This window comes from Dyella flagellata (genome assembly GCF_030160275.1).
Lineage (GTDB): Bacteria > Pseudomonadota > Gammaproteobacteria > Xanthomonadales > Rhodanobacteraceae > Dyella_B > Dyella_B flagellata.
The window spans coordinates 179,877-199,221 of record NZ_BSOA01000014.1 but is presented as its reverse complement, the minus strand read 5'-3'; the positions used below and the strand labels follow the sequence as shown (position 1 = coordinate 199,221).

15 protein-coding genes are annotated in these 19,345 nt (G+C 62.9%); 5 read left to right on the top strand and 10 right to left on the bottom strand.

Features of this window, described 5'->3' with window-relative positions; all coding sequences use genetic code 11:
• Window positions 1–90: 90 nt before the first annotated feature.
• The 3 genes from QQJ96_RS08720 to QQJ96_RS08710 all read right to left on the bottom strand — a co-directional run bounded on the left by QQJ96_RS08720 (window position 91) and on the right by QQJ96_RS08710 (window position 3,763).
• Complete coding sequence (locus QQJ96_RS08720) at window positions 91–825, bottom strand: TSCPD domain-containing protein (RefSeq protein ID WP_284331595.1); 735 nt, start codon at window positions 823–825, stop codon at window positions 91–93.
• Between the two features lie 214 nt (window positions 826–1,039).
• Window positions 1,040–1,519 (bottom strand): hypothetical protein, encoded by a 480-nt coding sequence (locus QQJ96_RS08715; RefSeq protein ID WP_284331594.1) that lies wholly within the window; start codon window positions 1,517–1,519, stop codon window positions 1,040–1,042.
• Window positions 1,520–1,615: 96 nt separating this feature from the next.
• On the bottom strand, window positions 1,616–3,763 hold the full coding sequence (locus QQJ96_RS08710; RefSeq protein WP_284331593.1) for an adenosylcobalamin-dependent ribonucleoside-diphosphate reductase: 2,148 nt from the start codon (window positions 3,761–3,763) through the stop codon (window positions 1,616–1,618).
• 479 nt (window positions 3,764–4,242) lie between these two features.
• On the opposite strand from QQJ96_RS08710, the gene QQJ96_RS08705 reads away from it, so the two are divergent.
• The 5 genes from QQJ96_RS08705 to QQJ96_RS08685 all read left to right on the top strand — a co-directional run bounded on the left by QQJ96_RS08705 (window position 4,243) and on the right by QQJ96_RS08685 (window position 11,409).
• Complete coding sequence (locus QQJ96_RS08705) at window positions 4,243–5,616, top strand: DegQ family serine endoprotease (protein WP_284331592.1); 1,374 nt, start codon at window positions 4,243–4,245, stop codon at window positions 5,614–5,616.
• A gap of 343 nt (window positions 5,617–5,959) precedes the next feature.
• Window positions 5,960–7,333 carry a LysM peptidoglycan-binding domain-containing protein gene (locus QQJ96_RS08700; RefSeq protein ID WP_284331591.1) on the top strand — a complete coding sequence of 458 codons (1,374 nt, stop codon included), beginning with the start codon at window positions 5,960–5,962 and terminating at the stop codon, window positions 7,331–7,333.
• A 4-nt stretch (window positions 7,334–7,337) separates the two neighbouring features.
• Entirely contained in the window at window positions 7,338–8,030 is a 693-nt protein-coding gene (locus tag QQJ96_RS08695; protein WP_284331590.1) for an HAD family hydrolase, read from the top strand.
• Between the two features lie 112 nt (window positions 8,031–8,142).
• The gene (locus tag QQJ96_RS08690; RefSeq protein WP_284331589.1) at window positions 8,143–9,519 is read left to right on the top strand and encodes a leucyl aminopeptidase family protein; all 1,377 of its coding nucleotides are present in this window, start codon (window positions 8,143–8,145) and stop codon (window positions 9,517–9,519) included.
• Between the two features lie 165 nt (window positions 9,520–9,684).
• Window positions 9,685–11,409, top strand: a complete 1,725-nt coding sequence (locus QQJ96_RS08685; protein WP_284331588.1) for a M1 family metallopeptidase — start codon at window positions 9,685–9,687, stop codon at window positions 11,407–11,409.
• Window positions 11,410–11,600: 191 nt separating this feature from the next.
• On the opposite strand, the gene QQJ96_RS08680 is transcribed toward QQJ96_RS08685, so the two are convergent.
• From QQJ96_RS08680 to mltB, 7 genes are all read right to left on the bottom strand, one after another.
• Window positions 11,601–13,916 (bottom strand): carboxy terminal-processing peptidase, encoded by a 2,316-nt coding sequence (locus tag QQJ96_RS08680; protein WP_284331587.1) that lies wholly within the window; start codon window positions 13,914–13,916, stop codon window positions 11,601–11,603.
• A 10-nt stretch (window positions 13,917–13,926) separates the two neighbouring features.
• Window positions 13,927–14,934, bottom strand: a complete 1,008-nt coding sequence (lipA, locus tag QQJ96_RS08675) for a lipoyl synthase (RefSeq protein WP_284331586.1) — start codon at window positions 14,932–14,934, stop codon at window positions 13,927–13,929.
• A gap of 8 nt (window positions 14,935–14,942) precedes the next feature.
• Window positions 14,943–15,608 carry a lipoyl(octanoyl) transferase LipB gene (gene lipB, locus QQJ96_RS08670; protein WP_284331585.1) on the bottom strand — a complete coding sequence of 222 codons (666 nt, stop codon included), beginning with the start codon at window positions 15,606–15,608 and terminating at the stop codon, window positions 14,943–14,945.
• Between the two features lie 126 nt (window positions 15,609–15,734).
• Window positions 15,735–16,025: a YbeD family protein gene (locus QQJ96_RS08665; RefSeq protein WP_284331584.1), complete on the bottom strand. Its 291-nt coding sequence runs from the start codon at window positions 16,023–16,025 to the stop codon at window positions 15,735–15,737.
• Between the two features lie 91 nt (window positions 16,026–16,116).
• Entirely contained in the window at window positions 16,117–17,346 is a 1,230-nt protein-coding gene (locus tag QQJ96_RS08660; protein WP_284331583.1) for a D-alanyl-D-alanine carboxypeptidase family protein, read from the bottom strand.
• Window positions 17,347–17,406: 60 nt separating this feature from the next.
• Entirely contained in the window at window positions 17,407–18,318 is a 912-nt protein-coding gene (locus tag QQJ96_RS08655) for a septal ring lytic transglycosylase RlpA family protein (protein ID WP_284331582.1), read from the bottom strand.
• A complete protein-coding gene (mltB, locus tag QQJ96_RS08650; protein WP_284331581.1) occupies window positions 18,318–19,313 on the bottom strand; it encodes a lytic murein transglycosylase B in 996 nt (331 codons plus the stop codon). Before mltB ends, QQJ96_RS08655 begins: the two co-directional genes overlap by 1 nt.
• Window positions 19,314–19,345: the final 32 nt, after the last annotated feature.

The following is a 19,345-nucleotide window of genomic DNA, read 5'->3' as shown; positions in this document are numbered from 1 at the left end:
TCGTTCGATTATGCAGCATCCCTGCTCATGCAGCAAAAAGGGCGGCATTCCTACCGCCCTTCTCAGATGTTCCGAGCTTGATTTAGCCCATTAGCCACACTTGCTATATCCGCAATTCAAACAAGTCTGGCACCCATCCATCAGCACCAGCGCCTTGGTATTGCACTTCGCACACAAGGTCGCTCCCGGCGGGAAGCCGGCCGAATCGTTGGTGTCGGCGTCGGTGGGGCTCAGCTCAGTTTTTTTTTGCGCGGCGTTCTCGTAGGCCGCGCGCTTTTCGGCGATCAGGGCACGCTGGGCGTCGGTCATCTCGGGGTCGTGGATCAGGCCGATGTTCTTCATATGCTGCTCGATCACGGCGCCGATCTCGGCCACGATGCTGGGCATGTAGACGCCGCCCGCCTTGAAGTAGCCGCCACGGGGGTCGAACACCGCCTTGAGCTCTTCCACGATGAAGGTGACGTCGCCACCCTTGCGAAACACGGCGGAGAGAATGCGGGTGAGCGCGACGATCCACTGGAAGTGGTCCATGTTCTTCGAGTTGATGAAGATCTCGAAGGGGCGGCGCTGCTCGTAGGGAGTGCCGGCGTTGAGCACGATGTCGTTGATGGTGACGTACAGGGCGTGCTCGAACAGCGGAGACTTGATCTTGAAGGTGGAGCCGATCAGGGCTTCGGGGCGCTCCAGGCTTTCATGCATCTGGATGACTTCGGCCATCGGCGCCTCTTTCGGCTGCTCGACAGCGGACTGGGCGGCGGCCGCGGCCTTGTCTTCGGGTTTGACGACCTCGTAGCCCTTGATCTTCTTTGCGATCTTGATCGTCATGCTGCTGTTTCCTGTTCTGAGGGTGGCGCTTATCCGAGATGAGGGCTCGCCAGCGGCTTTTGAAGCGCTGTGGCGAGCTTGGCCCTCACCCCAACCCTCTCCTCGCGTGGGAGAGGGAGAGAAACCTGGTGTCCCTCGCTACATCCACGTTGAATGCGAGAGGGTCTGAAAAAGAAATCCGGCCCGACTCGCGCCGGGCCGGATTGCATGCTGCTTACTTCTTGCGGGCGGCCTTCTTGGCGGTTTTCTTGGTCGCCTTACGACCGGCCTTCTTGCTGGCAGTGGACCTCTTTACCGCCTTTTTGGCGGTTTTCTTGCTAGCAGCCTTCTTGGCTGTCTTCTTCGATGCGGCCTTGCGGGCCGTCTTCTTGCTGCTGACCTTCTTTGCAGCTTTGCGGGCCGCGCCTTTCTTGGCGGCCTTCTTGCTGGCTTTCTTCGCAGCGCCCTTCTTGGCAGCTTTCTTGGCAGCTTTCTTGGTTGCCTTCTTAGCGGCGCCCTTCTTGGCGGCCTTCTTCACCGCTTTCTTGGCTGCGCCCTTCTTGGCCGGAGCGGCTTTCTTGGCGGCAGCTTTTTTAGCTGCTTTCTTGCGGCGGGCCTTCTTCGGCGCTGCTGCCGGAGCGGGCTCTTCGGCTACCGGGGCAGCCGGTGTGAGCAGGTCGTCATGATGGACTTCGAACTCGGTATCGATGGACATGCGGGTATTCCCCTCCGGTACGTTTGTTATGGAACCTTCATCAGGCTTACTGACGGTGTGCGGAAACGTAGCGCGATTTCGCGTTGCGTGCCACTACTAAAACTTTCCGTAATAGCCTTCCTTCAAAGCATCGAACAAATTGGCGGCGGTGTGTGTCTCTCCGTCGTACTCCACTTCTTCGTTGCCTTTCAGTTCCACAACACTACCGTCCTCCAATTCGAAGCGGTAGAGGGTGTTCTCCAGGTCGGCTTCCTTGACCAGCACGCCCTGGAATGCAGCGGGGTTGAAGCGGAACGTGGTGCAGCCCTTGAGGCCCTGTTTATAGGCGTAGAAGTAGATGTCTTTGAAGTCTTCGTAGGGGTAGTCGGTGGGGACGTTCGCAGTCTTGGAGATGGATGAATCCACCCACAGTTGCGCGGCGGCCTGGATGTCCACGTGCTCTTTCGGGCTGATGTCGTCGGCCGCAACGAAGTATTCGGGCAGCTTGGCCTTGGGATCGTCGCCGAACGGCATGGCCTCGGCATTGATGAGCGCGCGGTAGGCGAGCAGCTCGAAGCTGTACACCTCCACTTTCTCTTTGGTCTTGCGGCCCTCGCGGATTACGTTGCGCGAGTAGTGATGGGCGAAGCTCGGCTCGATGCCGTTGCTGGCGTTGTTGGCCAGCGAGAGGGAGATGGTGCCGGTAGGCGCGATCGAGCTGTGGTGGGTGAAGCGCGCGCCCGTCTCGGCCAGTTCCTTGACGAGATTGGGCGCCACCTCGGCGATGCGCTGCATGTAACGGCTGTACTTGGCGTGCAGCACGCGGCCAGGAATCAGGTCGCCGGCCTTGTAGCCGTCGACGGCCATTTCCGGACGCTTGCGCAGCATGTCGCCGGTGACGGTGTAGTTCTTGGCGAGTATCGGGGCCGGGCCTTTCTCCTTGGCCAGGTCCAGCGCCACCTCCCAACCGGCCACGGCCATTTCGCGCGACACGTCTTCGGTGAAGGCCACCGCGTCGGCGCAGCCGTAGCGCATCTTCAGCATGGTGAGGGTGCTGCCAAGACCGAGAAAGCCCATGCCATGGCGACGCTTGGACAGGATCTCGTTGCGCTGCTGCTCCAGCGGCAGGCCGTTGATCTCCACCACGTTGTCGAGCATGCGGGTGAAAATCTTCACGACTTCGCGGTATTCGTCCCAGTCGAAACGGGCCTTGGGGCCGAACGGATCACGCACGAAGGTGGTGAGGTTGACCGAGCCCAGGAGGCAGGAGCCGTAGGGCGGCAATGGCTGTTCGCCGCATGGGTTGGTAGCGCGAATATGCTCGCACCACCAGTTGTTGTTCATCTCGTTCACCTTGTCGATGAGGATGAACCCGGGCTCGGCGTAGTCATAGGTGGAGACCATGATCATGTCCCACAGATGACGCGCGCGGATGTGCCCATAGATCTTGCAGGCGACCAGGCCGTCGTCGCGCACGACGTAGTTTTCACTGGTGGGCCATTCGCGCCACACCACCTTGCTGGCGTCAGCGAGGTCGATGTCGCCCTGCTCTTTTACATGAACCGGGAAGACCATCGGCCAGTCCTGGTCGTGCTCCACCGCCTGCATGAAGCCATCGGTGATCAGCAGCGACAGGTTGAACTGGCGCAGGCGGCCGTTCTCGCGCTTGGCGCGGATGAATTCCTTGACATCCGGATGGCTGACGTCGAACGTGCCCATCTGCGCACCGCGGCGTCCGCCGGCGGAGGACACGGTGAAGCACATCTTGTCGTAGATATCCATGAACGACAGCGGGCCGCTGGTGTAGGCGCCCGCGCCCGACACGTACGCGCCGCGCGGGCGCAACGTACTGAATTCATAACCAATGCCACAGCCCGCTTTCAGCGTAAGCCCCGCCTCGTGCACCTTCTGCAGGATGTCGTCCATCGAGTCGCGGATGGTGCCGGACACGGTGCAATTGATGGTGGAGGTGGCAGGCTTGTGCTCCAGCGCACCGGCATTGGAGGTGATGCGGCCGGCGGGAATCGCTCCGCGGCGCAGCGCCCACAGGAAACGCTCATGCCAGTGCTCACGCAACTCCGGCGTGGCTTCTACTTCAGCCAGCGCGTGCGCGACGCGCTTCCAGGTGTCGTCGATGGCGGCGTCTACCGGCTCGCCGTTCTTGGTGCGCAGGCGGTACTTCTTGTCCCAGATGTCCTGCGATGCGCTCTGCAGCGGAATGGCGGCGGCATCGCGGCCGGTATTTGTTGCACGCAGGATGCTCATTGGCTTCCTGACCTCCTGGCATGGCCTTGCGGCCCCGATGGTTTCTGGTCTTATAGGTGTAAGTAGTGTCAGTAGCCGGGAAAACGACCCGATCGCACCCGATTCATGCCCCACGCATGAGGGTCGAGTTCGGCTTTTTCGCTAACAGCGACAGCCCCTCCTGACTTGATTCACCGCCCCAGCACTTGGGTGGGACACGGATGGCCGCACACAAGATGTTGTGGTTGTGACGGGCGAACGTTACCCCCGCGCCGGATGGAAGTAAAGGGCTGACTGCAGCATGACCGGCGATCGGCTGAAAATGTTCGTCAGACATGCCTAGTCGCGATCGGGCAATAGCCTTACAACGCACACCACCAATGGGTGGCACCCCGTTCATCAAACATTGCTGCATGCAACGAAGGCACGGTGCATGCTTGGGGAACCGTCCGCGCCGCGTCGAGTCGAACCAGCAGTTTTTCTTCGCACCAGGAGATTTCATGCAAGCGCGTTTGCTTCGCAGTTTCACCGCCCTCTTCGCCGCCGCATCGCTCGCCGTGCTGCCGATGCACGCCCGCGCCGGGATGCCCCCGGCGGTCAACGGCCAACCCCTGCCTTCGCTGGCGCCGATGCTGGAAAAGGTGACGCCGGCCGTGGTGAACATTTCCACCAAGACGCGCGTGCGAGTGAGCAATCCGTTCTTCAACGATCCGGTGTTCCGCCAGTTCTTCGGCCTGCAGGGCGTGCCGCGCGAAAAGGTGGAACAGAGCCTGGGCTCGGGCGTGATCGTGGACGCCGCCAAAGGCTACATCCTCACCAACAATCATGTGGTGGGCGGTGCGGACGACATCATGGTCACGCTGCAGGACGGACGTAATTTCAAGGGCACCTTGGTGGGCACCGATCCGGGCACCGACGTGGCGGTGGTCAAGATCAACGCAGACAAGCTGCAGGCGCTGCCGGTAGCCGATTCGTCCGCGCTACGCGTCGGCGACTTCGTGGTGGCGGTGGGCGATCCGTTCGGCCTAGGCCAGACGGTGACCTCGGGCATCGTGTCCGCGTTGCGCCGCTCTGGCCTGGGCGGTTCCAGCTTCCAGAACTTCATCCAGACCGATGCCTCGATCAATCCCGGCAATTCCGGTGGCGCCCTGGTGAACCTGCGCGGCGAGCTGGTGGGCATCAACACGATGATTCTGTCGCCCTCGGGCGGCAACATCGGCATCGGTTTCGCGATTCCCACCGACATCGCCACCGAGGTGATGCAGCAGCTGATCGCCCACGGCAAGGTGAGCCGGGGCAGCCTGGGCGCGCAAACGCAGGACATCACGCCGAATATCGCGCGCATGCTGAAACTGAAGAGCAACGAGGGCGCGGTGGTAACACGCGTGCTGCCGGGTTCGGCGGCCGATCGCGCGGGGCTGGAGGTGGGCGATGTGATCACCTCCGTGAACGGCCAGTCACTGCAGAACTCCGACCAGCTCAGCAATATAGTGGGCCTGTTGCCCGCCAACAGCGCAGTTAACTTGACCGCTTTGCGCAATGGCGCGCCACGCAAGCTCACCGCGCAGCTCACGCCGCAGAAGCTCGCCACGCTGGACGGCGCCAAGCTCGATCCGCGGCTCGCCGGCGTGACCTTCAGCGATCTGAGTGACGAGCAGACCAGCCAGGGCGTGACCGGGGTGACCTTATCCGCGGTGAACCCCAACAGCCGCGCCGCACAGGCGGGGCTATCCACCGGCGACGTAATCGTCGGCATCGGCAATCGCCGCATCACCAGCCTGCGGGATCTGCAAGGACTTGCCGCGGCGCGTCCGCGTCAGTTGGTATTGCTGGTGGCGACGGATGAAGGTTTGAATTACGTAGTGGTGCAATAGCGAATGCCCCCCCTGCGAGCCGGGGAGGGCGTAGTTCGTGGCAAGTAGGCTGGGATGCCAATCCCAGCAGTTCCAAAGCAGCGCCGGGCAAGCAAGGCAAGTTTCGGCTCGCGCGGATCTTAATGCTGACTAGAAGCCAAACGAAATTCGGGCCTCGTTCATAGCGCTACCCTCAAGTTTTCCATGCAACTGCATGAACGCACTCGCTGTTCATCGGCGCGATTGCTTGATGTTTTGCCTCCGGGCCGCTGAAATACCGCAATCCGTCACTGTGCCTACGCGCCATGGACGGCACACTCACAGCATTTCCCGATACGTTCCTACACGCAGGTCGCGCCTTTCTATGCCAGTACGCATCACCCGTCTGCTCTCCGCCGCCCTGATCGGCGCCGGTTTTTCCACTGCCGTGCTTGCCGCGGCCACGCAGTCGCTCACTTGGCGCGGCGACGTGGTCACTGCCAATAGCGTGGTCAAGGGCGTGGCGAAAGCCTGGCAAGCGTCCGGGCATGGCCCGGTCCAGATGCAGCCATTCAACACCGCTTCGGGCCTGGATGCGGTGGCCGGCGGCTCCGCCGATATCGCCGGCAGCGCACGCCCCAGCTCGGGCAGCGCCACCGATAGCGGGCTCAACTTTACGCCGGTGGCATGGGATGGCCTGGTGCTGGTCACAAGCCAGTCGAACCCGGTCAGCAACCTTACGCTGCAGCAGGTGCATGACATCTACTTCGGCAAGATCACCAACTGGAAACAGCTGGGCGGCAACGACGCACCGATCGACGTGTTCGCGGTGGCCAGCCCGGGTGATGGCGTGGAATACAGCCTGCGCAAGCTGGTGTTCGGCCGCGGTAGTCAGCCGGTGGCGGCGCCGCGCTTGTATGTGAATACCACGCAGCTGGAGCAGTCGGTCGCGTTGGACCCCCGCGCCTTCGGGGTGACCACCCTGTCGAGCGTGGCCGGCAACGGCAAGATCAAGATGCTGCACATCGACGGCACGACGCCAAGCACTGCCGCGGTAGCCAGCGGTGCGTATCCGCTGTTCGTTCCGCTGTACCTGGTCACCAACCCGTCGAGCCCGAACGCCGCAGCAGCCAAGGCATTCGTGGATTTCGCATTGAGCGACAAGGGCGCGGCGGCGCTGCGCTCGCATTCGCTAGTGCCATATCAGGCGGGCAGCAATTTGATCGCTATGGATGATTCGCGCCGCAGCCACATCCTGGCCGAGGTCGGTGCGCATGCCAGCGCCGAGCCTACGCAGATTGCCTCTGCACCGTCCCGGACAGCCGTTGCTCCGGCGGTCGCGGCAGCACGCGCGGCAACTCCAGCCGCGCCGGCGTTGGCCAAGGTCAGCGGCACGGTGGTGGCCGCTCCGCAGCCGAGCAGCCTGAAGGGCGTGCGCGGCGATGCGTTTACGCAAATGGCTGCTGCCGAACGTGGCAGCTTCGCCAAGGTCACCAGCGATGCCTATGTGAGCCACGGCAAGGTGTCCGTCGCCAAGGCTGCGGAGAAGGCAGACGGCAAGGCGAACAAGGTCGAAAGCAAGAAAAAGATCGCCAGCGCCAACAGCAAGCCGGCACAAACCTATCGCGTAGAGGCCGGAGAAACGCTGTACTCCATCGCGCGCAGGCATGGCGTGGACGTGGCGCAGATCCGCAGCTGGAACCACTTGAAGGACAATACGGTGCGCACCGGCCAGGTACTGCGCATCGGAAGCCGCTAATCGCTTGCAGATTCTCGCCATCACGATCGATCTGGACGACACCCTATGGCCGGTGCTGCCGGCCCTGGAACGGGCGGATCGCGACATCAACGACTACCTGCGCCGGCACTACCCGCAGGTAGCGAACACCTGGCCGATTCCCGCGCTGCGCGAGCTGCGCGCGCGCGTGGCCGCCGAGCGCATCGATCTGGCGCATGACTTCACCGCGCAGCGCTATATCACCATGCAACGCGCCTTCGAAGCCTGCGGCATCAGCGAGGCGCCGCTGGATACGATGTGGGAAATTTTCGCCGCTGCACGCAATGCGGTGGAGCTATATCCCGATGCCCTGCCCGCGCTCGAACGGCTGCGCACGGCCTGGCCGGTAGCCAGCCTGACCAATGGCAATGCCGATCTGGAGCGCATCGGCTTGCACCTGCATTTCGCGCATCGTATCTGCGCCCGCGACGTGGGGGTGGCAAAGCCCGATGTGCGCATTTTTCTCGCCGCGGCCCAGAAGCTCGGGGTAGCGCCGGAGCACATCCTGCACGTGGGTGACGATCCGGAATTGGACGTCGTAGGAGCTCGCGAGGCGGGGATGCGCACGGCGTGGATCAATCGTGCAAGGCATCCGTGGCCGGGAACGCTAGGCGTGGCGCCGGATCTGGATCTGTCGGATCTGGCCGGCTTGGTCGCGTGGCTGGAAAGCCGCGCCTGAATCCGGCCGATGGGCTATCACCGCGCAAGCTGGGAGGCCGTCCCGGTTTTTTTTCGCGTCTGTTGCTGCTCGGATTATCATCCAAGCCTTTCCACGGATTACCTGGAACCGCATGTCTGCCCTGATTGCAAACGCTTCCGGCCGCCGCGCCCCGACACCCATCGAAGCCACCGACGCCACGCACCTGTCCTCCCTGCGTAAACGCCTGAGCACCGCGCAACGCAGTTGGCTGGACGAAAGCGGCTTTGACGCAACCCCCGGCAGCGTGTGCCTGATACCGGATACGAACGGCAAGCTGGCGCGAGTGGCGGTGGGCGTGGATCGCCGGGATTCGCTTGCCGCGCTGGCGGCGCTGCCGTTGACACTGCCAGCCGCGGAATACGCGCTCGCTCCAGAAAGCGTGCCGCTGGATCCGCAGCTTTGCGCGCTCGGCTGGGCGCTGGGCGCCTATCAATTCACCCGCTACCGCAACGCCAGGCGCGCAGGTTCGCCGCTCGTGGTCAGCGCCGCGACGCTCGCCAGGCTGACACCGCTGATCGAGGCGACCTGCTTCGTGCGCGATCTGGTCAACACGCCCACCGAGGACATGGGGCCCAAGCAGCTTGCCGACCAGGTGAAGCAGTTGGGCAAGACGTACAAGGCCAAGGTGCGCGAATGGGTGGGTGATGAGTTGCTGGAAGACAACTTTCCCACCATTCACGCCGTCGGCCGCGCCAGTCATCGCCCGCCGCGCCTGATCGAACTGAGCTGGGGCAAGGCCAGCGATCCGAAAGTGGTGCTGGTCGGCAAGGGCGTGTGCTTCGACACCGGCGGCCTGGACCTGAAGCCTTCCGACGGCATGCGCTGGATGAAGAAGGATATGGGCGGTGCGGCGCATGCGATCGCGCTGGCCGGCCTGGTGATGGAAGCGAAGCTGCCGGTGCGGCTCACGCTGCTGGTGCCCGCAGTGGAGAACGCGGTGGCCGGCAATGCTATGCGCCCAGGGGAGGTGATCCTCACGCGCGCCGGCCACAGTGTGGAAGTGGACAACACCGATGCCGAAGGCCGCTTGATCCTGTGCGATGCGCTAGCCTACGCAGCGGAACAGAAACCCGAGCTGATCATCGACTTCGCTACGCTCACTGGTGCGGCGCGCGTGGCGCTCGGCGCCGATCTGCCGGCGCTGTTCGCCAATGACGATCAACTCGCCGAAGCGGCGCTCGCCTGCGGCAGCGCCGTGGCTGATCCGATGTGGCGGCTGCCGCTATGGCGGCCATATCGCAAGCTGCTGGAGTCCTATTTGGCCGACTTCGCCAATGCAGGGGCATCACGCCATGCCGGCGCGATTACCGCTGCGCTGTTCATGGAGCGCTTCATCCCGGAAGGCCTGCCATGGCTGCACCTGGACACGTATGCGTGGAACGACGGCGATCGCCCGGGTCGTCCGCGCGGGGGCGAGGCCATGGGCTTACGCGCGATGTTTGCCTTGTTGAGCAAGCGTTACGGCTAAACCTGTAGGCTGGGATGACAATCCCAACCTCGGCATTCATACGAAGAGCTGGGATTGTCATCCCAGCCTGCAGGGTTCTTCATCGGACAGGCATGACTTCTGGCTTAGTCATGCCGCCATCGGACCCTGCATGATGAGCGGACATCCACCCAACACCTACAACCCATGCGCCCATTGCGACCCGCCCTGCTCGCACTCAGCCTCGCCCTTGTTCTTGCCGGCTGCGCCGGTGTACGGAACCACCAGCCTCCACTCACTGCGTTGACGGAAAACTCCGGTGGCGTGATGCCGGCCGAGCAAAAGCGCGTGCACTTCGATCACGCACAGCTGCATATCGCGGTGGATCCGGTGCAGCAACGCATCGACGCGACGGCCACTCTGAGCTTTACCGCGCGCGAACCTGCTGACGTGCTGGTGCTGGACCTGGACCGCAATTTGCCGATCAGCGCGATCGAGCTGGATGGCAAGCCGCTGGCATCCACGGCGTGGAGCAATCCGGAGGGACGCCTGCGCATCCAGCTGCCAGGCACGTTGAAGGTTGGCGAGCAGGTTTCCACCACCGTGCACTACGGCGGCAGCCCGCACGTAGCGAAGAAAGCGCCTTGGGATGGCGGCTTCGTATGGAGTCACACCAAAGATGGCCAACCATGGGTAGGTAGCGCGGTGGAGGGCGAAGGCTGCGACCTGTTCTGGCCCTGCATCGACCATCCGCAAGGCAAGCCCGATCTGGTGGATCTGTACGTGACCGTACCCAAGCCGCTGGTGGCACCGGGCAACGGCGTGCTGATCGGGGTCAGTGATGAAGGCGACAAGCGCACCTATCATTGGCGTACACGGGAGCCAACCACCTACGCCATTTCCATCAACGTAGGCCCGTACCAGGAACTGACCGGGGAATACCACAGCCGCTTTGGCAACGTGATTCCACTGCAGTACTGGTACCTGCCGGGCGAAGAGGAACAGGCACGCAAGCTGTTTGCCGAATTCCCGCGCCTGCTTGCCTACAACGAAGCGATGATCGGTCCCTACCCGTTCGGCGACGAGAAGATGGCCGTGGTGGAAACCCCCTACCTCGGCATGGAACACCAGACCATCAATGCCTACGGCAATCACTACGCCAAAGACGGAACCGGCTTCGACTGGCTGCTGCAACACGAATTCGCGCACGAGTGGTTCGGCAACCAGATGACCAATGCCGACTGGGATGACATGTGGCTGCATGAAGCCTTCGCTTCGTACATGCAGCCGCTCTACAGCCAGTCGATCAACGGCGACATGGGTTATTACGACTGGCTGCAAAAGATGCGCCTGAGGCTGCACGATCGCGCGCCGATCGTTTCGGGCAGCAGCAAGACGGAGGAGCAGGTCTACGACGGCAAGCGCGGCCCCGGCAACGACATCTACGACAAGGGTGCGCTGATGCTGCACTCGCTGCGCGATCTGATCGGCGACCACGACTTCTTCCAATGCCTGCGCATGCTGGTCTATGGGCGCCCCGATCCCAAGCCCGGCAACTTCTCGCCGCATTACGCCAGCTCGCGCGATTTCATCGATATCGTGAACAAGGTGACCGGGCGCGATTTGAGCTGGTACTTCAATGTTTACCTGTATCAAGCCGCGTTGCCGGCATTGGACGAGCAACGCCAGGGCAACACGCTGACGCTGCGTTGGCGCGTACCCCAGAACCTGCCGTTCCCGATGCCGGTGGAAGTGCAGGTAGACGATAGCGTGCATGTGCTGCCGATGACGCATGGCGAAGGTACGCTGCAGATCCCCGCGGATGCACTGGTGATCGTCGACCCGCATTCGAAGCTGCTGCGCGATTTGCCACAGGTAACGGAGTACGAGCAGTGGCAAAAGGCGCAGAAGGCGAACGGCAAGGCAAACTAGCGCAGGCTTGCAGGCATCCGCTCCCTCCCCGGCCATGCAGCGGGGGGGGTTTAGCGCGTAGGCTGGGATGAATCCCAGCATCGGGATGCCGTGTAGAAAGCTGGGATTAGCATCCCAGCCTACGTGCTTTTGCCGCAATGATGGCCAAAAAAAAACGGCGCCGAAGCGCCGCCTTTTCGTAACAGCCGGCCTTACTTGCCGCCGCTGCTCGACGCCGCCGGCGCGGGCGCCTGGGAGGCGCCCGGTTCGACCATCGGGGTTGGCAACGAGACCACCCCATTGGCATTGGCCGAGGCCATCGCCGGGCTGTCGCCTTGCTTGCCACCGTACGGCAACACTTCGGCCGCCAGCTTCGGGTTGGCATCGATCAAGCCGACTGCGTCGAACAGGATGTGCGCGGTTTCCTGCAACTGCGGATCGGGCGCCTTCTTGGCTTCTTCCTGTTCCTTCAGCTCCGACTTCAGGCTGCGCTCGCTTGGGTTGAGGCCGTCGTCGAGCTGGCCTTGTTCGTCGACGTCAGCGCTGCCGCCGTCAATGGTTTTATGGCGTGCACGGAACTCGGCCTGCATCGCATCCAATTGCTTGCGCTCGGCCTCGCGCTGCCCATAGTTCAGCGAGATGCTGGTGCGGTCAGCCAGCTTCTTGTACTGGTTCAGCTCGTCCAGCATCAGTTGCCATGCCGTCGACTTGGCCACGCGCGCGTCGTGCATCTGCGCCAGCTGCGGCAGATAGGCCTTCATGTCGGCCACCGGCTTGTAGTCGGCGGGCGCGATTTGCGTCCACGGCAGCGCGTTGTCGTAGGTGGACTCGCCAAAATCCTTGTCGTCGCCATTGCTGGGGTACTGCAGATCCGGCGTGACGCCGCGCAGCTGGGTCGAGCCGCCGTTGATGCGGAAGAATTCCTGCACCGTCATCTTCAGCGCACCGAAGTCCGGCTTGGCGTCGGTGTCGGCGGCGAAACGGTTCAGGTCGATCAGGGTCTGCACCGTGCCCTTGCCGAAGGTATCCGTGCCGATGATCAAGCCACGTCCGTAGTCCTGGATCGCGGCGGAGAAAATCTCCGAAGCCGAAGCCGTGCCACGGTTGACCAGCACCGCCAGCGGACCGCTCCAGGCCATGCCCGGATCGTCGTCGCCCTGCACCTGCACCTGGCCGCGCGCATCGCGCACCTGCACCACCGGCCCCTTGTCGATGAACAGGCCGGTGAGTTCGTTCGCCTCGTACAGCGAACCGCCGCCGTTGTTGCGCAGGTCTACCACTACGCCCTGCACCCCTTCGGCTTTCAGCTCACCCAGCAACTTGGCGACATCGCGGGTAGCGCTCTTGAAGTTCTTGTCGCCTTCGCTACGGGCGCCGAAGTCGGAATAGAACATCGGCAGCTCGATCACGCCGATCTTACGGGTAACCCCGTTGTCGCTGATCTGGATGACCTTCTTCTTGGCGGCCTGCTCTTCGATGGTGACCTTCTTGCGCACCAGCGTGATGGTTTCGTGCTTGCCCTCGGCGCCCTGGTCGGCGGGCACTACTTCCAGGCGCACGGTGGTGTCCTTCTTGCCGCGGATCAGGTTGACCACATCGTCGATGCGCCAGCCGACCACGTCCTGGATCGAACCACCATCACCCTGGCCCACGCCCATCACATAGTCGCCCACGTGCAGCTTGCCGGACTTGATCGCCGGGCCGCCGGGCACCAGTTCGCGGATCACGGTGTAATCGTCGCGCTGCTGCAGCACGGCGCCGATACCTTCCAGCGACAGCTTCATCGAGATATCGAAGTTCTCGGCCGCGCGCGGGGCCATATAGTCGGTATGCGGATCGGTGGAGTTCGCATACGCGGTCATGAAGGTCTGGAACGCGTCCTGGCTGTCCAGCTGCTTCATGCGGTCGATGTAGCTGCCGTAGCGCTTGTCCAGCGTCTTGCGGATGTCATCGTCGTTCTTGCCGGCGAGTTTCAGGCGCAACCAGTCGTTCATGGTGCGCTTGCGCCACAGGTCGTTGAGTTCGTTCTGGTCCTTGGGCCAGTCCGCCTTCTTGCGATCGATGATGTAGGTGTCGCTGGTATTGAAGTCAAAACCTTGCTTCAACAGGCTGCGCGCATAGTTCATGCGGTCGATGGCGCGCAGGATGTACTGGTTGAAGATGTCGAACGGGCCGGACAGGTCTTTGTTCCAGATCGCGTTGCCGAACTGGTCCTTGTACTTGGCGAACTTGGCCATGTCCTCCTGCGTGAAGAAGACCTTCTCCCCATCCAGCAACTTGAAGTACAAGTTGTAGATCTTCTGCGACATCGCATTGTCGAGCGGCTGCGCGTCGTAGTGGAAGCGGGTGAGCAGGTGCGCCGAGATCAGCGCCGCGTTGGCTTCATCGCCGGTCGGCTGCAGCGGCAGCTCCGATACCTTGCGCGGCTTGGAGGCGCCAAGATCCGCGGCCGATTGCGCAAAGGCTGCCGTGGTCGTGACGCTGAAGGCGATCAGCAGGGCCAGCAGTGGGCGAAAGCGAAGGGTCATGGGGTTCTCTTCAGGCGTGCTCGGTGACGCCAGCCGCGTGAGCCTGCTGGTCGGCATGATAGGAAGAACGGACTAGAGGGCCGGAGGCGACGTGCTGGAAGCCCATCGCCTCGCCGGCGACGCGCAAGGCTTCGAATTCGTCCGGGGTCCAGTAGCGCAGCACCGGATGATGATGCGGCGTGGGCTGCAGGTACTGGCCGATGGTGACCATATCCACGTCATGCGCGCGCAAGTCGCGCAGCGTTTCGATCACCTGTTCGTAGGTTTCGCCCAGGCCCAGCATGATGCCGGACTTGGTGGGGACGTCCGGATGCTGCGCCTTGAAGCGCTTGAGCAGATCCAGCGACCATTGGTAATCGGCGCCCGGACGCACTTCACGATACAGGTGCGGCACCGTTTCGAGATTGTGGTTGAACACGTCCGGCGGGAATTCCTTCAGTACTTCCAGCGCGCGCTCCATACGCCCCTTGCCGCGGAAATCCGGCGTTAGGATTTCGATGCGGGTGGCGGGAGTGGCATGACGCACGGCGCGGATGCAGGCGGCGAAATGCTCGGCGCCACCGTCGCGCAGATCGTCGCGATCCACCGAAGTGATCACCACGTATTTCAATCGCATGTCGGCAATGGTGTCGGCCAGGCGCGCTGGCTCCAGCGGATCGGGCGCTGCCGGACGGCCATGCGCCACGTCGCAGAACGAACAGCGGCGCGTGCACACCTCACCCAGGATCATGAACGTAGCGGTGCCTTTGCTGAAGCACTCATGGATGTTCGGACAAGACGCTTCTTCACACACGGTCACCAGCGCGTTCTCACGCAGGCGTGCCTTGAGCACCTGCACGGCGTTGCCCTGTGGCAGGCGCACGCGGATCCAGCTCGGCTTGCGCAGCGTAGGCACGTCGGTAGCGAAGCCGGCGCGATTGAGCGCGATCTTGTCGCCGCCCAGCTGCTTTTCGGCAGGGGCGCCACTGACGACGCTGATCGGAATGACCTTGCTGGAGGATGCGTTGGTTTCGCTCATGAAATAGCTCAGACCGCCAGCCGGGCGGGGAGTTCGGGGATCACGGGAGCGGCCGATTCAGCCTCGAAGCCGAACTGCCGGCAGAATTCGCCGATCAGCACATCCTCGACGTCCGACAGCCGCGACGGACCGCCCAAGTCTAGCACTTGCGTGACCGCCAGGTCCTTGTAACCGCAAGGATTAATGCGGTGAAACGGTTCCAGGTTCATATTCACATTGAAGGCCAGCCCGTGAAAGCTGCAGCCGCGGCGCACACGCAGGCCCAAGGCCGCCACCTTGGCATCCCCTACGTACACCCCGGGTGCCCCTTCGCGACGGACAGCCTGGATATTCCAGTGCTCCAGGGTGTCGATGATGGCCTGCTCTATCCGGCACACCAGCTCACGCACCCCCACTCCGACGCGGCGCAGATCGATCAGCGGATAGGCCACGATCTGGCCAGGGCCGTGGTAGGTGACCTGTCCGCCTCGATCCACCGGCACCACCGGGATCTCGCCCGGCGCCAAGACATGCTCCATCTTGCCGGCCTGCCCGAGCGTGAAGACGGGATCGTGCTCCAGCACCCAGAGTTCGTCGGTAGTGGTGGCGGTACGGTTGTCGGTGAAGGCGCTCATCGCCTGCCAGACCGGCGCGTAGGGCTGGCGGCCCAGGCGACGGACCAGGAGCGAGGGCACTGAGAACGGGGACGGGTCGGTCACGGCAAGACCATCAAGGCGGGTATGACAGGACAGCAGATAGGGTTGATCGCGATGGGAACAAGTACTGGAGGCGCTTATGTTCCTTGGCTTCCTGCCCCGCGGTCAAAGCGTATAGCGAATATCCTGATCCGCCCGCAGCGCGCTGTGCGCCAGCTCATATTGCTCGCGCGTCTCGCAGCGGAAGCTAACGGTGACGGAAAGGAAGTTGCCTTCGCGCGAATGGCGGTGCTTGACCGTCTCATGCAGGACGTGCAGCCCGATGCCTTCAAGAATCTCCGGCACCCTGGCCTTCAGGTCCGCACTGGCATTGCCCATCGCGGTGATCTCGAACTCGCCAGGGAATTGAAACCCCTGGCCTTCCTGCTGCGCCTTGATGTCGCTCAGGTCTTTCATAAGGAGCCTCCACTCGACTCAATGGCGGGCTTGGCTAGTAGGCTGGGATTGTTATCCCAGCCTACGAAAATCCGCAGCTTGCGCCGCATTCTCACTTCTTGCCGCTACCGTGGAACCACAGCAGGATGCTGTCCCACAGACGCTTGAAGAAGCCACCCTGCGGCGCGTCGTTCAGCGCCACCAGCGGAACGTCCAGCACAGCCTGGCCGTCCTGGGCGATGTGCAACGTGCCAACCTGCTGGCCCTTCTTGTAGGGCGCGATCAGCGTGGCCGGAATGTCCATGGTCGCCTTGAGCTTTTCATAGTCGCCGGTCTTCACGGTCACCATCACGTCCTGTGCGACGCCGAGCGGAAGTTCATTCTGCTCGCCCTTCCATAGCCGCGGCGTGGACAGCGGCTTGTTGGCTTCGTAGAGCTTGTGCGTTTCGTAGAAACGGAAACCGTAATTCATCAGCGCTATCGCGGAGTCCGCACGCGCTTTTGCGCTGCTGGCGCCCATCACGATCGCGATCATGCGCGCATCGCCGTGCTTGGCCGAAGCGGCCAGGCAGAAGCCTGCCGCGGCGGTGTGGCCGGTCTTGATGCCGTCCACGCTGGGGTCGCGCCACAGCAAGGTGTTGCGGTTGCCTTGCTTGATGCCGTTCCAGGTGAACTCCTTGATCGCGGAGATCGCGTAATCGTCCGGATAATCGTGGATCAGGGCACGCGAAAGGATGGCGATGTCATGCGCCGTCGAGTAATGACCATCGGCCGGATAGCCTGAAGCGTCCACGAAATGGGTGTTCACCATGCCCAACTGCTTGGCATAGGCGTTCATCAGGTTCGCGAAGGTTTCCTCCGAGCCAGCCGTGTGCTCGGCCAGCGCAATGGCGGAGTCGTTGCCGGACTGGATGATCATGCCGTACAGCAGGTCCTTCAGCGGCACCTGGCTGTTGAGCTTGAGGAAGCTGGTAGAACCGTCGGTGCCCGCACCGCCTGCGCGCCACGCATGCTCGCTGATCGTGACCTGATCGTTGAAATGGATCTTGCCGGCCGCCAGCTGCGCCGAGATCACATAGTCGGTCATCACCTTGGTGAGAGAAGCCGGCTCCACCCGTTCATCGGGATTCTTGGAGGCGAGTACCTGGCCGGTGGTGTAATCCATCAGCACCCAGGCCTTGGCATCCACGTCCGGCGGCGGTGGCACCGGGACCGCTACGGCAGCCGGCGCCGGGGGCGGGTTCGGCACCGGCTTGGGCGGTGTTTGCTGGGCAATGGCACTGGCGCCGATCACCAGGGCGGCGGCGGCAAAAACGTGCAGGGAGCAGCGGAACAGATTCATTGTGGGCTTACATCCGTCAATACGCGGCGCGCGAGGCGCCCTACTTTTTCTAATAAACGCTCAGTCTACCGCGACCTGCGGCTGCGGCAGCCCCATTTGTTCAATCTTGGCGCTGACGTGATCGGCGCTGTCCACATCGTTCAGCGGCCCTATCCGCACGCGGTGTACCAAGCGGCCGGCTATCGTCGCATCAGACACCTGCACCGGCGCAAAATTCGCCACCCGTAACTGTGCCGCGACGCGCTCGGCGTTGACCAGGTCGGAGAATGCACCAACCTGCAGGTAAATACTGGGCGGATGGGCTGGCGTAGCGCTGACAAGTGGTGGCGGCGCCTCCTGTTGCGGTGGCGCCGAAGGGTCGATGCCCTGCACTTCCACCAGTCCGGTGCCCTTGGGCCAGATGCCGATCTTTACGGCCGCGGCGTAGGACAGGTCGATCACGCGGTCCTCGTGGAACGGTCCCCGATCGTTGACGCGCACGATCACGCTCTTGCCGGTCTGCAAGTTGGTCACCCGCGCGTAGCTCGGCAGCGGCAGCACCTTGCTGGCGGCGGTGAACTTGTACATGTCGTAGTCCTCGAGGCTCGAGGTCTTATAGCCGTGGAACTTGCTGCCGTAGAACGAGGCGATGCCGCGCTCGTCGTAGCCATGCGCGGTGGGCAGCACCGTGTAGGTGCGACCCAAGACGCTGTACGGTGACTTGTTGCCATACAGCGAGCGCGGCTCGACCTTGGGTACCGGCTCAGGCAAGTTGCTCACGTCCGGTGGCGGACCACCCGGAATGCTGTCCGTACCGTCGCGATAGCGGCTGCCCTGAGGTTTGCTGGTGTCGTCGTAGAAGCCACCGGAACCCTGGCTGGACCGGCCTGAACCGGCATGCGATGACGAAGGCCGCGTGCCGCGATGACCGCCGCAACCGGCCAGCACCAGGGTGATCGCCAGCAGCCAGGACAGGCGCCAGGGTAGCTTCATCAGGGCGTCCGCTCCTGGCCCTGTTGCGCATGGACGACTTCGATGATCGCCTGGGCGAGCTGATTAACCGCCATCGCGTACATCACGCTGCGGTTGTAGGTGGTGATCACCTGGAAATTCTTGAAGGTGAACCAGTACTCCGGGCCATTCGCCCCTTGCAGCGTCTGCAGGCTGCTTGGCGCACCCGGATCCAGATGCTGCAGCGGCGCATAACCCCACGCTTCGAGTTGTTCCACCGTCCACTGTGGCTTGGCATCCTTCACGCCCAGCGCTTTGGCCGCCGCATCGGGCTGCGCACGCGCCGCCACCGGGCCGTCGGCAACCCAACCGTGTTTCGCGAAATAGTTGGCCACGCTGCCAAGGATGTCCGGCAGCGAATTTTGCAGGTCGATGCGCCCATCGCCGTCCTCGTCCACGGCGAAGTCGCGAATGCTGCCGGGCATGAACTGGCCCCAGCCTTGCGCACCGGCATAGGAGCCGGTGAGCGTGTCGACGGGGCCGGCGAGTTGCGTATCGGGCAGTTCCAGCAGGGTCTTCAGCTGATCGCGGAAAAACGCGGCGCGCGGCGGGTAGTACAGGCCCAGCGTCACCAGCGCATCGAGCACCTTGTACTTGCCGGTGTTGCGCCCGTAGAAGGTTTCCACACCGATGATCGCGACGATGTACTGCGGCGCGACGCCGTACTTCTTGCCGATCTGCTCCAGCAGCGCCTGGTGATCGAGGTAGAAGCGGATGCCTGCATCGATGCGGGCGGGGGTGAGGAAAATCTGACGGTACTCGCCCCACGGCTTCGCTTCGGCCGGGCGGCTGATCGCATCGAGGATGCTTTGCTGCCGCTTCGCGCCATCAAGCAAGGCGTTCAAGGCGGCCGGATCCTTGCCGGTATCCTTCGCCACTTCGCTGACCAGTTGGGCTTGCCCCGGGTGCTCGGCCCATGCGGCAAGCGGCAGCGCGAAACACAGCGCTGCCAGCGTAGAAATGATCTTTCCCTTCATGGGGCGGAGCGTAGCACGCATGCGCGTTTTTG

Excerpts from the sequence above, each read along its gene's own strand:
- QQJ96_RS08720 (WP_284331595.1), bottom strand. The coding sequence starts at position 825 with ATGACGATCAAGATCGCAAAGAAGATCAAGGGCTACGAGGTCGTCAAA.
- QQJ96_RS08715 (WP_284331594.1), bottom strand. The coding sequence starts at position 1,519 with ATGTCCATCGATACCGAGTTCGAAGTCCATCATGACGACCTGCTCACA.
- QQJ96_RS08710 (WP_284331593.1), bottom strand. The coding sequence starts at position 3,763 with ATGAGCATCCTGCGTGCAACAAATACCGGCCGCGATGCCGCCGCCATT.
- QQJ96_RS08705 (WP_284331592.1), top strand. The coding sequence starts at position 4,243 with ATGCAAGCGCGTTTGCTTCGCAGTTTCACCGCCCTCTTCGCCGCCGCA.
- QQJ96_RS08700 (WP_284331591.1), top strand. The coding sequence starts at position 5,960 with ATGCCAGTACGCATCACCCGTCTGCTCTCCGCCGCCCTGATCGGCGCC.
- QQJ96_RS08690 (WP_284331589.1), top strand. The coding sequence starts at position 8,143 with ATGTCTGCCCTGATTGCAAACGCTTCCGGCCGCCGCGCCCCGACACCC.
- QQJ96_RS08685 (WP_284331588.1), top strand. The coding sequence starts at position 9,685 with ATGCGCCCATTGCGACCCGCCCTGCTCGCACTCAGCCTCGCCCTTGTT.
- QQJ96_RS08680 (WP_284331587.1), bottom strand. The coding sequence starts at position 13,916 with ATGACCCTTCGCTTTCGCCCACTGCTGGCCCTGCTGATCGCCTTCAGC.
- lipA (WP_284331586.1), bottom strand. The coding sequence starts at position 14,934 with ATGAGCGAAACCAACGCATCCTCCAGCAAGGTCATTCCGATCAGCGTC.
- QQJ96_RS08665 (WP_284331584.1), bottom strand. The coding sequence starts at position 16,025 with ATGAAAGACCTGAGCGACATCAAGGCGCAGCAGGAAGGCCAGGGGTTT.
- QQJ96_RS08660 (WP_284331583.1), bottom strand. The coding sequence starts at position 17,346 with ATGAATCTGTTCCGCTGCTCCCTGCACGTTTTTGCCGCCGCCGCCCTG.
- QQJ96_RS08655 (WP_284331582.1), bottom strand. The coding sequence starts at position 18,318 with ATGAAGCTACCCTGGCGCCTGTCCTGGCTGCTGGCGATCACCCTGGTG.
- mltB (WP_284331581.1), bottom strand. The coding sequence starts at position 19,313 with ATGAAGGGAAAGATCATTTCTACGCTGGCAGCGCTGTGTTTCGCGCTG.